This window comes from Pedobacter sp. JCM 36344 (assembly GCF_046546555.1).
Lineage (GTDB): Bacteria > Bacteroidota > Bacteroidia > Sphingobacteriales > Sphingobacteriaceae > Pedobacter.
Window position 1 is genome coordinate 71,540 of record NZ_JBKHKK010000015.1, and the last position, 12,401, is coordinate 83,940.

The following is a 12,401-nucleotide window of genomic DNA, read 5'->3' on the forward strand; positions in this document are numbered from 1 at the left end:
GCCGAAGTATCAAAATTACCATTTACTTTGTATCTTAGCTGATCGTGTAAAAATGCTCTAAACATCGCAAAAATAGCATTTTTTACGCATTTACACCGAGCAAAAGCAAGTCTTAACACAACAATTTAACTTAGTATAGAATAGATGAGTAAAATTATTGCATTGGCAAATCAGAAAGGTGGTGTTGGTAAAACGACTTCATCCATCAATCTGGCCGCAAGTTTAGCAGTACTGGAATATAAAACCTTATTAGTTGATGCTGATCCTCAGGCAAATTCTACCTCTGGTATCGGATTTGATCCAAGAAATATAAAGAATAGCATTTACGAATGTATCATCAATGATGTCGAGCCATCTGAAGCAATCCAGAAAACTGAGACTCCAAATCTTGATTTGTTGCCTGCGCATATTGATTTGGTAGGTGCAGAGATTGAGATGATCAATCTAAATAACAGGGAATATAAAATGAAGGCTGTTTTGGAGAAGGTAAAAGATCAGTATGATTTTATTATCATCGATTGTTCTCCTTCATTAGGTTTGATTACCATCAACGCGCTAACTGCTGCTGATTCGGTAATCATACCTGTTCAATGTGAGTATTTCGCATTGGAAGGTCTGGGTAAGTTATTGAACACAATTAAAATTGTGCAGAACCGTTTAAATCCTGAATTAGAGATTGAAGGAATTCTGTTGACAATGTATGATGTACGTTTACGTCTTTCAAATCAGGTTGTTGAGGAAGTAAAGACACATTTTCAGGATCTTGTTTTTGAAACCATTATACAACGTAACACGCGTTTAAGCGAGGCACCGAGTTATGGCGTTTCTGTAATTATGCATGATGCGAATTGTAAGGGTGCGATAAACTATCTAAATCTTGCGAGAGAGGTTGTTCGTAAGAATGGGATGGTTAAAGAATTGGAAAGCGAAACCACAGCTATTATTTAAATAAGTATTGATGACATCTTTTCAGCGAAAAACGGGTTTAGGTAAGGGATTAAGTGCGCTATTGGACGATTCCGATGCCGTTAATCCGCCAAAGAATAGTAGCATTAATCCGGTAAGCGAGAGTAGACAAGAAGGCCGAAGCGGCAATACTATTGGTAATGTGAACATCAGTGATGTAGCAACCAATCCTTTCCAGCCACGTGCCGATTTTGATCAGGTAGCACTGAATGAGCTTGCTGAATCTATCAAAGTCCAGGGTTTAATTCAACCGATCACAGTAAGAAAAAAAGACAACGGAGGTTATCAGTTGATCTCGGGTGAACGAAGGTTAAGAGCATCGAAGCTAGCCGGTCTTACAGAAATACCCGCATATATCCGTCTTGCGAATGACCAACAGATGCTGGAAATGGCACTGATCGAAAACATTCAACGCGAGAACCTGAATGCGATTGAGGTGGCATTAAGTTTTCAGAGGATGATGGAGGAGTGTAGTCTTAAACAAGAACAACTTGGAGATCGCGTCGGAAAAAACCGGTCTACTGTAACTAATTATTTACGATTGTTAAAGTTGCCTCCAGAGATACAGGTTTCGATAAGAGACGGGAAGATCTCAATGGGACACGCAAGGGCGTTGATCAGTGTGGAGAGTACCGAACAGCAATTGTTTATTCATCATGAAATTATTGACAAAGGTCTATCTGTTCGTAAAGTAGAAGAATTAGTTAGAAACATTGGGATTGTTCCAGATGCAAAACCTGCTAAGAAGTCCGCGCCCATCTCCTTTGAGTATCAGAAACTCCAGAGGGAGCTCACCTCAAAATTCTCTACCAGAGTGAAGCTTAAAGTATCAGAAAATGGGAAAGGAGCGATCGAAATTCCTTTTGGATCAGAAGACGACTTGAGTAGAATTTTAGAATTATTAGACTGGTGATGGGTAAGTTAATTTTTATTTTTTTGCTGTTTACTGCGTATATCGCCGACGCGCAGGTAAAACCTGTTCCTATAACAGTTCCTCCGGAGCGCCCTAAGCTAGATACACTGCAATCTGCCAGAACTGATACGCTTAAGCCTAAGTACATCAATAGGGGAAAAATTCAAGGTAGGCGGGCGGCAATAAGCTCGGCAATTTTTCCGGGTCTTGGTCAGATTAGAAATGGCATAACTTTTTACCGTTTATTAAAGATAGGGGGAATTTACACTGGCGCTACGTTGCTAACGCTTTCCTATATCGACAATAGTAAGAAGTACAAAGATTTTTTACAGGAACTGGAGGATAGGGCAAAAAATGGAGGAAAACCTGATCCAAACAGTCTTTACGCCGCATATCCTGATGCAGGGCTTATAGCCGCAAAAGACAATGCGAGACGTAACAGAGAGGTGGTGATATTTTCTATGGCAGGCTTATATTTGTTAAATATCATTGAGGCCTACATTGATGCCCGTTTAAAATATTTTGATGTGGGTGAGGTCACCTTCAAAGTAAGCCCGAGCCTGTTAAATACCGGAACTATGTATGGCTTTAGTCCGGTGTCTCCAGGATTAAAAATTACCATTGCTTTATAATATCTTTGACTTTTATATAAACTTATTTTCTGGAGCTTTTTTGTAGCTTCAGCACAATTAATAGATAACAATAATGAAAATAGCTTTACTCGGTTATGGTAAAATGGGTCAGATTATTGAACGTTTTGCCCTTGATAGAGGTCACGAAATCGTATTGAAGATTACGGCAGAAAACAAGGAAGATTTAACCGAATCCAATTTACGCAAAGCAGATGTCGCTATCGATTTTAGTGCTCCCGATGCGGCTTTAGATAATATTTATGCCTGTTTTACTGCTAACCTACCAGTTGTTGTTGGGACTACGGGTTGGTATGGCGAATTACAGGAAGTAAAGAACGAATGCCTTAATAGTAACAATACCCTACTTTATGGGTCTAACTTCAGTATTGGGGTAAATATCTTCTTTCAAATGAATAAAGTTCTTGCAAAGCTGATGAACAACTTTCCTGCCTATGAAGTTCAGGTAGAAGAGATTCACCACACGCAGAAGCTTGATTCACCAAGCGGAACAGCCATGACGATAGCGGAGGGTATCATTGATAACCTCGATCGAAAAACAGAATGGATTAATGAGCTGGTTGGAACTCCGTTGGAAGAGGTTTTGAAAAAAGAAGAGTTATTAATCGAATCGCATAGAATTGAGAATGTTCCCGGTACGCATACGGTAGTCTATAGCTCTGAGGTTGATGAGATTGAGTTTAAACACACTGCACATAGTCGCTCTGGGTTCGCATTAGGCGCAATTGTAGCGGCGGAGTGGTTGGAACACCGACAAGGTTTTTACAATATTACTGATATATTTAATTTTAAATAAGCATACAATATGAGTTGGAAGTTCTGGCAAAAGAATAACGATGGCAAGCCAAAGAAGAAAAAAAGCAAAAGCAGGGAATGGGTTGACGCCATTGTTTTTGCTGTAATTGCAGCAACTATTATTCGTGTATTTTTCATCGAAGCCTATACGATTCCAACAGGATCAATGGAGCGTTCTCTTTTAATTGGAGATTTCCTGTTTGTAAGTAAGGTTAATTATGGTGCACGTATACCTATGACTCCCATTGCCTTTCCCTTTGCACATCATACCATGCCCTACACCACTAGTACAAAGGCTTATTGGGATGGTGTTCAATGGAAATACCATAGATTACCAGGATTACAGGATATCAAAAGAAATGACGTTGTTGTATTCAACTATCCACAGGGTGATACTGTAGCAGTTGAAGCACAGAATAGGGATTACTATCAACTGGTGAGAAATAGCAGTTGGAAGGAGATAAATTCGTCATACACTATCATTTACAGACCTGTTGACAAAAGAGAGAATTACATTAAGAGATGTATAGGTATTTCTGGGGATATCATTTCTATGAAAGATGGTTTGGTATCCGTTAATGGAAAGCCCGAAAAGTTGAAAAATACAGGTCAGTTTTCTTACGCAGTTACTTTCAAAAGTGCGGAAGTTAATTTTGGAATATTTGAGGAGATGGGATTCAAACTTAGCGGTGATTACCCTGATATTACTCCACTGGCTGAAGGTTCCTACAAATTTAATGGAACTGAGCCGATGATGAATGAAGTGAAGAAGCTTGATTTTGTGTCTTCAGTTAAAGAACTATCTTCAGCAGCAGCAGATCGTGAGTCAGATGTCTTTCCATTTGATCCAAAAAGAAATTGGAACGTTGATAACTTTGGTCCTGTTCAGATCCCGAAAAAGGGCTGGACCGTTCAATTAGACAGCAACACTATGCCATTGTATGAAAGGTGCATTAGGATTTACGAGGGTAATAAGCTAGAAAAGTCGGGCGCAGGATGGCTAGTCAATGGTCAGCCAGCCAGCAGTTACACCTTTAAAATGGATTATTACTGGATGATGGGCGATAATAGACACAATTCATTGGATTCAAGATACTGGGGGTTTGTACCTGAAGATCATATTGTAGGTAAAGCATTGTTCATCTGGATGAGTTATGATACCGACGGAACATTTTTCGGGAAGATTCGTTGGAACAGGTTACTAAGAGGAATAAATTAAACCTGTAGTCCTGCGACACCTAATTTAGCCGCAAGCTCATTCAAATCGTTTACAACGGCATCTATTAGCGGGATGCCGTTTTTTTTGCGCTCGTTTTCAAAGGCATACTCAGGTTCTCCTGGAATGATCACCTTCTTGCTTGGATCAATTGTTTTAGCACTTTTAAAGCGTTCTATCCAATTATCAAGATGATCTTTAAAATCTTGCGCCGGCCTGAAGCCATCTACACGCATTGCGCCAAAAAAATGTCCGATTCCTTGACCTACTGGATTTGCAGAAGGCTCTAAAAAGGCGACGAATGGAGGTACCCAAGGACCATAGTTTGCACCGGATAGGACTGCTGATAAAATGTCGACGGTTGCGCTAAGTCCGTAGCCTTTGTGACTCCCATGGTCTTTATCGCTTCCTAATGGGAGTAGAGATCCTCCGGCTTTAAGCTCATTTGGGTCTGTTGTGTTGGAGCCGTCTTTGTCTTGTGCCCAGCCTTCGGGTATTGGAAGTTTCGCACGTTGCGCAATTTCCAACTTACCATTTGCAGCGGCAGCAGTTGCCATATCTACAATTACTGGTGGATACTTTCCGGCAGGGAAACCATAACACATCGGATTTGTTCCAAGTAGGCGTTCGTTGGCATAGGTTGGGGCGACTAATGGGCTTGCATTGGTCATGCTGATACCAATCATATCCTGTTGTACAGCCAATAGCGAATGATAGCCCGCTATTCCAAAATGGTTGGAGTTTTTGACAGATACCCATCCACTTCCGTAAACCTTCGCTTTCTCAATTGCGACTTTCATCGCGAAAGGAGCAACGACCAAGCCGAGACCGGCATCTCCATCAACGGTAGCAGTTGTTGGCGTTTCATGGACTATTCGTATGTTGGGTGTTGCATTGATTCTCTCTTTTTCCCATAAGCGGACGTATCCGCTCAAACGCGCAACTCCATGAGAGTCGATACCTCTCAAATCAGATTTCAACAAAACATCTGCCGCAAGTTGTGCGTCAGCAAGAGGGCAGCCCATTTTTAAAAATACTGCTTCGGTGAACAAACGTAACTGTTGCTCGGAAAAGGTAAGAAAGATCATTGGCTAAGCAAATAAGATAGTAAATTGATGGTCTAAAGGCTTAAAGCTTTGCACCAGGGACGCGATAAATTCATCGCCATACAGCACATACATTGGTGCGATGTTCATGCTCCGTTCCTGCAAACCACCAGAGGGAAATAGCTTAGCTTTTAAGTTTTCAATCTGAGCGAGTGAGGTAGTGTGCTTTCTTTTCTCCGCCCGAAGCATCTTTTTTTCTAAATTGTTGATGAGCCTTAGCGCTCTTGTCTTAGCAGCATCGGCAGATTGAGAAAGTGTCTTATCAATCTTATATGCGTTGAGCTTTATCTGGTCGAATAGGGCGTTGAGGGTTCTTTCCTCATCTTTTAGTGTCAATTGGATATTGACGTGAGATTTGATCCATTCATTTTTGAGCTGCAAAGTATCATTAAATAGATCCTTGTGAGAAATTCCTAAAATATGCATGCGCTCTTCAGTTCTTTTATCAATGAACTGCGCGGAGTTTCTCAAGATCAATACTGGAAAATCAACCTTATAATGAGCAAAATTAGCTTTGAGTTGTAGCCAGTAGGTAATTTCGGCGCCACCACCTATATAAGCGAGATTAGGCAATATAACCTCTTGGTAGAGAGGGCGCATCACAACGTTCGGACTAAATCGCTCTGGAGAATCGCTTATTTCTTGTCGAAGTTCTTCTAGGGAAAACCTGATGTCTGAGTGATGAATTTTATAGCCGCCGCTGTCTTCTAATATCCTTTCGCGAAGACCATCTATCATATAGAAAAAATTGATTTCCCGTGGATTAACCTGCGGTTTATAACCAAGCTTTTCAAGTTCAGCATTGCTTTCAGCTATGTATTTAGAACTTTTTTCTTCAACAATATCCTGATAAATTATTTCGGCAAATTGTTTTTTTAAAGTAGGTTCATCGGCATCTATGCATACTAAGCCATAGTTCCCGAATAACGCATTTACCAACTCACGTGTTGCATCACTTAATTTATCGTGTTGCATATAACTTTCTTCCACGATTTGTGAAAGTTTTATACCGTTTTCGCTGATGCCTAGGAAACCTTTATAAGCACTAACTACTTCTTCAATGTCTTTGGGATTAAGCCTGCCGGTGGCCCCATGCGCGTCTTTATTCCAGGTCAACATTTTATCTTCAAGCTTAACATGATTGATTTCTTCAAAATCATGATCTTCAGTCGCCATCCAATAAACCGGCACGAAGTTGTAATCCGGGAACTGTTCCTTCAGCTGTTTAGCGAGGTTGATCGCAGTGACGATTTTATAGATAAAATATAGTGGTCCTGTAAAGATGTTTAGCTGATGGCCAGTAGTGATTGTAAACGTGCGTTCATCCGATAATAGCTCAATGTTTGCTTTAACATTGTTTGAGCTCTTTATAGATTTATACTGATTGCGTAAAATAGCTACCAGGTTTTTTCTGTCACCCTTAAAATTCCGATTTGCGATTGCCGCTTCAAATCCTTTAAGATCAGGACTAAACTGATAAAATGGTTTAAGCTGATCTTGACCACTGATGTAGTCGAGAATGGCAGCAGAGAAAGCGTTAGTGTCTTTATAAGAGATATATTTTGCCTGCATTGCCACGAATTTAAATTAATATACTACAATTCTTAAGATCGGGCTTTTATTTTACAATCCGTCCATACAGATCGAAATCTTCTGCGCGATCGATCTTTACGTTTACAAAGCTTCCAACAGCAGCGTATCCATTCGTTGCGTCTATTAAAACCTCGTTGTCAACCTCGGGAGAATCATATTCAGTTCTCCCAATAAAGAACTCTCCTTCTTTACGGTCGACCAGAACCTTATAGGTGTTGCCAATCTTTTCTTGATTGATATCAAAAGAAATGCCCTGTTGGATTTCCATGATTGCATCAACACGCTCTTGTTTGACCTCGTCCGATACATCATCAACTAAAATATGTGCATGTGTTTTCTCCTCATGTGAGTAAGTGAAACAACCCAAGCGATCGAAACGAGTTTCTTCCACCCAATCCATCATTTCCTCAAAATCTTCCTGAGTTTCTCCCGGGTAGCCGCAAATAAGGGTTGTACGCATCGCAATCCCAGGAACTTTATCTCTGATCTGGTTAACAATATCTATAGTCTTTTGCTTGGTGATACCACGACGCATAGATTTCAACATGTTATCTGTAATGTGCTGTAGTGGCATATCCAGGTATTTACAAATGTTTTCGCGCTCGTTCATAGCGTCAAGAATCTCCATGGGGAAACCTGAGGGATAAGCGTATTGTAGTCTAATCCACTCAATACCAGGAACGTCCGACAGTCTGCGCAGCAGTTCATCGAGATTCCGTTTTCCGTAGATATCTAAACCATAGTAGGTAAGGTCCTGCGCAATAAGTATGAGTTCCTTTGCTCCGTTTGCTGCAAGTATCTTGGCCTCGTTCACCAGCTCCTGCATATCACGGGAAACGTGTTTACCGCGCATCAACGGAATGGCGCAGAATGAGCAGGGACGGTTACAACCCTCCGCAATTTTGAAGTATGCAAAATGAGAAGGAGTGGTCAGTAATCGCTCTCCTATCAGTTCATGCTTATAATTTGCACCTAATGATTGGAGTAGATTATTTAAATCGTTAGTACCGAAAAATGCATCAACATTTGTTATTTCAGCTTCTAATTCTGGTTTGTATCGTTCAGAAAGACATCCAGTAACGATAACCTTTGATATCTTGCCCTGTTCTTTGAGCTTACTATATTGCAGAATGGTATCGATAGATTCTTGCTTAGCATTGTCTATAAATCCACAGGTATTGATAACAACGATGTCGTCTTTACCTATCTTATTTGCTTCGTGAACAACATCCATGCTATTACCACGCAATTGCCCCATCAAAACTTCAGAATCATAGGTGTTCTTGGAACAACCTAGAGTAATGACATTTATTCTGGGTTTTTTAACGGGTATTATTTTAGATATTGTTTTGGTATTCATGTGTATGTATTTGTATTTAATTGAATAAGCTGTCAACAAAAGCCTTCTTGTCGAACAATTGTAAGTCGTTTATACTTTCGCCTACGCCAATGTATTTAACTGGGATTTTGAACTGATCGGAGATCCCGATAACCACACCACCTTTAGCGGTACCGTCCAGTTTAGTAATTGCCAATGCATTTACATCGGTTGCCTCTGTAAATTGTTTACATTGTTCAAATGCATTTTGGCCTGTTGATCCATCAAGCACAAGCAATATTTCATGCGGTGCACCAGGAACAACTTTGTTCATTACATTCTTAATCTTGCTTAGTTCATTCATTAGCCCTACTTTATTATGTAAACGGCCAGCGGTATCAATGATTACGACGTCTTCACCATTTGCAACCGCAGACTGCAGGGTGTCAAAAGCCACTGATGCAGGATCAGATCCCATCGCCTGTGCCACTACGCGGACACCTACGCGTTCGCCCCAAAGTTTAATTTGCTCAACAGCGGCCGCCCGAAAGGTATCGGCTGCTCCCAGTACCACTTTTAAGTTTTCTGCTTTAAGTTTGTGTGCCAGCTTGCCAATGGTGGTCGTTTTACCTACTCCATTAACGCCTACTACCATAATAACGTATGGCTTGTGCTCGCTACCATATTCGAAACTTCTGAAGTCGTTACTGTTATTCTCAGCAAGAAGTAATTGAATCTCTTCCCGAAGCAAGTTGTGCAGCTCAGACGTAGAAAGGTATTTATCTTTTGCCACACGAGCTTGTATCCGATCTATAATTTTCAGCGTTGTGCTAACCCCAACGTCAGAAGTTACTAGAACCTCTTCTAAATTATCAAGTACATCATCGTCTACTGTAGATTTACCCGCTACGGCTTTGGTAATCTTATTAAGGAAGCCGGACTTAGTTTTTTCTAATCCTTTGTCCAGCGCCTCTTGAGCTTCTGGAGCGGTTTCTTTCTTCTTGAAAAAATCGAATAAACCCATAATAATGTATAGCAAAACAAAAAAAGCCCTCCCGGAATAACGGGACGGCTTTAATATTATTAAATATAAATATTATTTTTTAAATGCGATTGCATCTGCAACGTGATCGTTATGAACAATAACTTCTCTGAAAGAATAAGCACCTTTTGGTGATTTAGTCATTGTAATAACTTTCGAATATTCTTTTCCTTTACCCGTTTTTAGGGTCGCAACTACTTTCTTTGCCATGATCTAAATAGATTTGTATTGAATTGAATCGAAAAATGTCTTACTTAATTTCTTTGTGAACCGTTACTTTTCTCATTACCGGATTGAATTTTTTCAACTCTAAACGCTCAGTAGTGTTTTTGCGGTTTTTAGTAGTGATATATCTAGACATACCAGCCATGCCGCTGGTTTTATGTTCTGTACACTCTAGAATAACTTGTACTCTGTTACCTTTTTTTGCCATTTTTTTAATGTTACAGTTGATTCACATCAACTAATGTTTCTACAAATATCCTTTTTTCATGAAGCGATTAATTGCTTCTGTAATACCAATTTTATTGATGGTTTTGATAGCTGAAGTAGATACTTTCAGTGTTATCCAACGATCCTCATCAGGAATATAAAATTTCTGAAGTTGTAAGTTGGGATAAAACTTACGCTTAGTTTTAACGTTTGAGTGAGAAACATTAAAACCTGTCATTGCCATTTTTCCGGTTAAATCACAAACTCTAGACATGCCTTATTATATATTGTTAATTGTTCTTTTTCTTAATTTTTTAAGAGTGTGCAAATATCAATAAAATATTTGTAATCATCAAGAACGCAGCTTAATTATTTTCAACTAAATATTGTTCTGACTCCCCACATTTTTCTCTAAGTTTGAGTTTCACAGATTGAAACCTCACCAATTATGCAAATTACTTCCCTTGACGAATACAAAAAAAACTATCAGTTAAGTATAGACCAACCAGAAGAGTTTTGGGCTGGTATCGCAGAAAAGTTTTTATGGAAAAGGAAATGGGATAAAGTCTTGTCCTGGAATTTTTCCGAACCCAACATCAAATGGTTCGAAGGGGCTAAACTAAACATCACAGAAAATTGTTTGGATAGACACCTTGAAAAGGATGGTGATAAACCAGCAATCATTTGGGAACCAAATGATCCGCACCGTGACAGTATCACCTTAAGCTATAAAATCCTTCACGAGCAGGTATGCCGTTTTGCAAATGTCCTAAAAAAGAACGACGTTAAAAAAGGCGATCGGGTATGCATTTATATGCCTATGGTTCCCGAACTCGCTGTGGCTTTACTGGCATGTGCTAGAATAGGGGCCGTTCATTCTGTCATTTTCGGTGGCTTTTCTGCTAAATCTATTGCAGATCGCATCAATGATGCAGCATGTAAAATCGTTATTACTGCCGATGGTGCATTCCGTGGAAATAAACAAATACCATTGAAAGAAGTAATAGACGATGCATTGATCGGTTGTCCAACAGTAGAAAGGGTTGTGGTGCTCACCCATACCAGAACCCCGGTATCTATGCTTAAAGGAAGAGACATCTGGTGGGAGGATGAGATCAAACTGGTTGATACCGATTGTCCTGCAGAAGAAATGGATGCGGAGGATCTGTTGTTTATTCTTTACACTTCTGGATCCACGGGTAAGCCCAAGGGAGTTGTGCACACTATTGGAGGCTATATGGTTTATACAGGTTATACGTTTGCGAACGTATTTAACTATCAGCCAGAAGAAGTATACTTCTGTACTGCCGATATCGGTTGGATTACAGGCCACTCTTATATTGTGTACGGGCCTTTGTCACAGGGAGCTACCACTTTGATGTTTGAGGGCGTTCCCACTTATCCTGATGCGTCCCGAATGTGGCAAATAGTAGAGAAGCATAAAGTAAACATTTTGTATACTGCGCCAACGGCGATCAGGTCATTGATGAGTTTTGGATTAGAACCTTTAAATGGTATTGATCTGAGCTCTATTAGAGTGTTAGGCTCTGTAGGTGAGCCAATCAATGAAGAGGCTTGGCACTGGTATGACAAGAATATTGGTAAAGGAAATGCCCCGATTGTCGACACCTGGTGGCAAACTGAAACCGGAGGTATTATGATTTCACCAATCGCCTTCGTGACACCTACAAAACCTTGTTTTGCTACTTTACCTCTTCCAGGTGTACAGCCTATACTAGTTGATGAGAATGGAAAGGAATTAATTGGCAACGGAGTAAGTGGTAATCTTTGCATTAAATTTCCATGGCCCGGTATGCTTAGAACAACCTATGGTGATCATGAGCGTTGTAAACTTACCTATTTTTCTACATATGAAAACCTGTACTTCACAGGTGATGGATGTTCGAGAGACGAAGATGGTTATTATAGAATAACAGGTAGGGTAGATGATGTGATCAACGTTTCGGGTCATAGAATAGGAACAGCAGAGGTTGAGAATGCCATCAATATGCACTCTGGGGTAGTAGAGAGTGCGGTTGTAGGTTATCCACATGAAGTAAAGGGCCAGGGCATTTATGCATTTGTAATTTTCCCCAAAGCACATGAGGATGAAACCCTCACTCGCCAGGATATTCTTAAAACCGTTACTCGTGTCATTGGAGCTATCGCAAAACCTGATAAAATATTATTTGTGTCCGGATTGCCGAAAACAAGGTCTGGTAAAATTATGAGGCGAATCCTTAGGAAAATAGCTGAAGGTGATACAAGTAACATGGGCGATACAACATCATTGCTCGATCCGGCGGTGGTAGAAGAGATCGTTCTTAAAAGAAATACCATGGATAAGTTAGAATTAAAAGGAAAGTAGGA

13 protein-coding genes are annotated in these 12,401 nt (G+C 40.1%); 6 read left to right on the plus strand and 7 right to left on the minus strand.

Translation table 11 applies throughout. From position 1 onward, the window contains the following. The first annotated feature begins 144 nt into the window (after positions 1-144). From ACHFIZ_RS14470 to lepB, 5 genes are all read left to right on the plus strand, one after another. Positions 145-948: a ParA family protein gene (locus ACHFIZ_RS14470; RefSeq protein WP_410887068.1), complete on the plus strand. Its 804-nt coding sequence runs from the start codon at positions 145-147 to the stop codon at positions 946-948. A 10-nt stretch (positions 949-958) separates the two neighbouring features. Then, a complete protein-coding gene (locus ACHFIZ_RS14475) occupies positions 959-1,879 on the plus strand; it encodes a ParB/RepB/Spo0J family partition protein (protein ID WP_410887070.1) in 921 nt (306 codons plus the stop codon). Beyond that, positions 1,879-2,511 carry a DUF5683 domain-containing protein gene (locus tag ACHFIZ_RS14480; RefSeq protein ID WP_410887072.1) on the plus strand — a complete coding sequence of 211 codons (633 nt, stop codon included), beginning with the start codon at positions 1,879-1,881 and terminating at the stop codon, positions 2,509-2,511. Before ACHFIZ_RS14475 ends, ACHFIZ_RS14480 begins: the two co-directional genes overlap by 1 nt. Positions 2,512-2,584: 73 nt before the next feature. Next, positions 2,585-3,325, plus strand: coding sequence for a 4-hydroxy-tetrahydrodipicolinate reductase (gene dapB, locus ACHFIZ_RS14485; protein ID WP_410887074.1), 741 nt, complete (start codon positions 2,585-2,587; stop codon positions 3,323-3,325). A 9-nt stretch (positions 3,326-3,334) separates the two neighbouring features. Continuing rightward, positions 3,335-4,543 (plus strand): signal peptidase I, encoded by a 1,209-nt coding sequence (gene lepB / locus ACHFIZ_RS14490; protein ID WP_410887076.1) that lies wholly within the window; start codon positions 3,335-3,337, stop codon positions 4,541-4,543. On the opposite strand, the gene ACHFIZ_RS14495 is transcribed toward lepB, so the two are convergent. The 7 genes from ACHFIZ_RS14495 to rpmB all read right to left on the minus strand — a co-directional run bounded on the left by ACHFIZ_RS14495 (position 4,540) and on the right by rpmB (position 10,305). Further along, the gene (locus tag ACHFIZ_RS14495; RefSeq protein WP_410887078.1) at positions 4,540-5,628 is read right to left on the minus strand and encodes an Ldh family oxidoreductase; all 1,089 of its coding nucleotides are present in this window, start codon (positions 5,626-5,628) and stop codon (positions 4,540-4,542) included. The two genes, lepB and ACHFIZ_RS14495, sit on opposite strands and share 4 nt — an antisense overlap. Positions 5,629-5,631: 3 nt before the next feature. Next, on the minus strand, positions 5,632-7,218 hold the full coding sequence (gene bshC, locus ACHFIZ_RS14500) for a bacillithiol biosynthesis cysteine-adding enzyme BshC (RefSeq protein ID WP_410887080.1): 1,587 nt from the start codon (positions 7,216-7,218) through the stop codon (positions 5,632-5,634). Between the two features lie 46 nt (positions 7,219-7,264). Then, positions 7,265-8,599 carry a 30S ribosomal protein S12 methylthiotransferase RimO gene (gene rimO / locus ACHFIZ_RS14505; protein ID WP_410887082.1) on the minus strand — a complete coding sequence of 445 codons (1,335 nt, stop codon included), beginning with the start codon at positions 8,597-8,599 and terminating at the stop codon, positions 7,265-7,267. Positions 8,600-8,615: 16 nt separating this feature from the next. Further along, entirely contained in the window at positions 8,616-9,581 is a 966-nt protein-coding gene (ftsY, locus tag ACHFIZ_RS14510) for a signal recognition particle-docking protein FtsY (RefSeq protein WP_410887084.1), read from the minus strand. A gap of 72 nt (positions 9,582-9,653) precedes the next feature. After that, complete coding sequence (locus ACHFIZ_RS14515) at positions 9,654-9,809, minus strand: DUF4295 domain-containing protein (protein WP_410887086.1); 156 nt, start codon at positions 9,807-9,809, stop codon at positions 9,654-9,656. Positions 9,810-9,849: 40 nt separating this feature from the next. Beyond that, on the minus strand, positions 9,850-10,032 hold the full coding sequence (gene rpmG, locus ACHFIZ_RS14520) for a 50S ribosomal protein L33 (protein WP_410887088.1): 183 nt from the start codon (positions 10,030-10,032) through the stop codon (positions 9,850-9,852). Positions 10,033-10,071: 39 nt separating this feature from the next. Beyond that, entirely contained in the window at positions 10,072-10,305 is a 234-nt protein-coding gene (gene rpmB, locus ACHFIZ_RS14525) for a 50S ribosomal protein L28 (RefSeq protein ID WP_039866682.1), read from the minus strand. A gap of 174 nt (positions 10,306-10,479) precedes the next feature. Between rpmB and acs the strand changes: the two genes are divergently transcribed. After that, positions 10,480-12,399, plus strand: coding sequence for an acetate--CoA ligase (gene acs / locus ACHFIZ_RS14530; protein ID WP_410887090.1), 1,920 nt, complete (start codon positions 10,480-10,482; stop codon positions 12,397-12,399). Positions 12,400-12,401 lie beyond the last annotated feature (2 nt).

Excerpts from the sequence above, each read along its gene's own strand:
- ACHFIZ_RS14470 (WP_410887068.1), top strand. The coding sequence starts at position 145 with ATGAGTAAAATTATTGCATTGGCAAATCAGAAAGGTGGTGTTGGTAAA.
- ACHFIZ_RS14475 (WP_410887070.1), top strand. The coding sequence starts at position 959 with ATGACATCTTTTCAGCGAAAAACGGGTTTAGGTAAGGGATTAAGTGCG.
- ACHFIZ_RS14480 (WP_410887072.1), top strand. The coding sequence starts at position 1,879 with ATGGGTAAGTTAATTTTTATTTTTTTGCTGTTTACTGCGTATATCGCC.
- dapB (WP_410887074.1), top strand. The coding sequence starts at position 2,585 with ATGAAAATAGCTTTACTCGGTTATGGTAAAATGGGTCAGATTATTGAA.
- lepB (WP_410887076.1), top strand. The coding sequence starts at position 3,335 with ATGAGTTGGAAGTTCTGGCAAAAGAATAACGATGGCAAGCCAAAGAAG.
- ACHFIZ_RS14495 (WP_410887078.1), bottom strand. The coding sequence starts at position 5,628 with ATGATCTTTCTTACCTTTTCCGAGCAACAGTTACGTTTGTTCACCGAA.
- bshC (WP_410887080.1), bottom strand. The coding sequence starts at position 7,218 with ATGCAGGCAAAATATATCTCTTATAAAGACACTAACGCTTTCTCTGCT.
- rimO (WP_410887082.1), bottom strand. The coding sequence starts at position 8,599 with ATGAATACCAAAACAATATCTAAAATAATACCCGTTAAAAAACCCAGA.
- ftsY (WP_410887084.1), bottom strand. The coding sequence starts at position 9,581 with ATGGGTTTATTCGATTTTTTCAAGAAGAAAGAAACCGCTCCAGAAGCT.
- ACHFIZ_RS14515 (WP_410887086.1), bottom strand. The coding sequence starts at position 9,809 with ATGGCAAAGAAAGTAGTTGCGACCCTAAAAACGGGTAAAGGAAAAGAA.
- rpmG (WP_410887088.1), bottom strand. The coding sequence starts at position 10,032 with ATGGCAAAAAAAGGTAACAGAGTACAAGTTATTCTAGAGTGTACAGAA.
- rpmB (WP_039866682.1), bottom strand. The coding sequence starts at position 10,305 with ATGTCTAGAGTTTGTGATTTAACCGGAAAAATGGCAATGACAGGTTTT.
- acs (WP_410887090.1), top strand. The coding sequence starts at position 10,480 with ATGCAAATTACTTCCCTTGACGAATACAAAAAAAACTATCAGTTAAGT.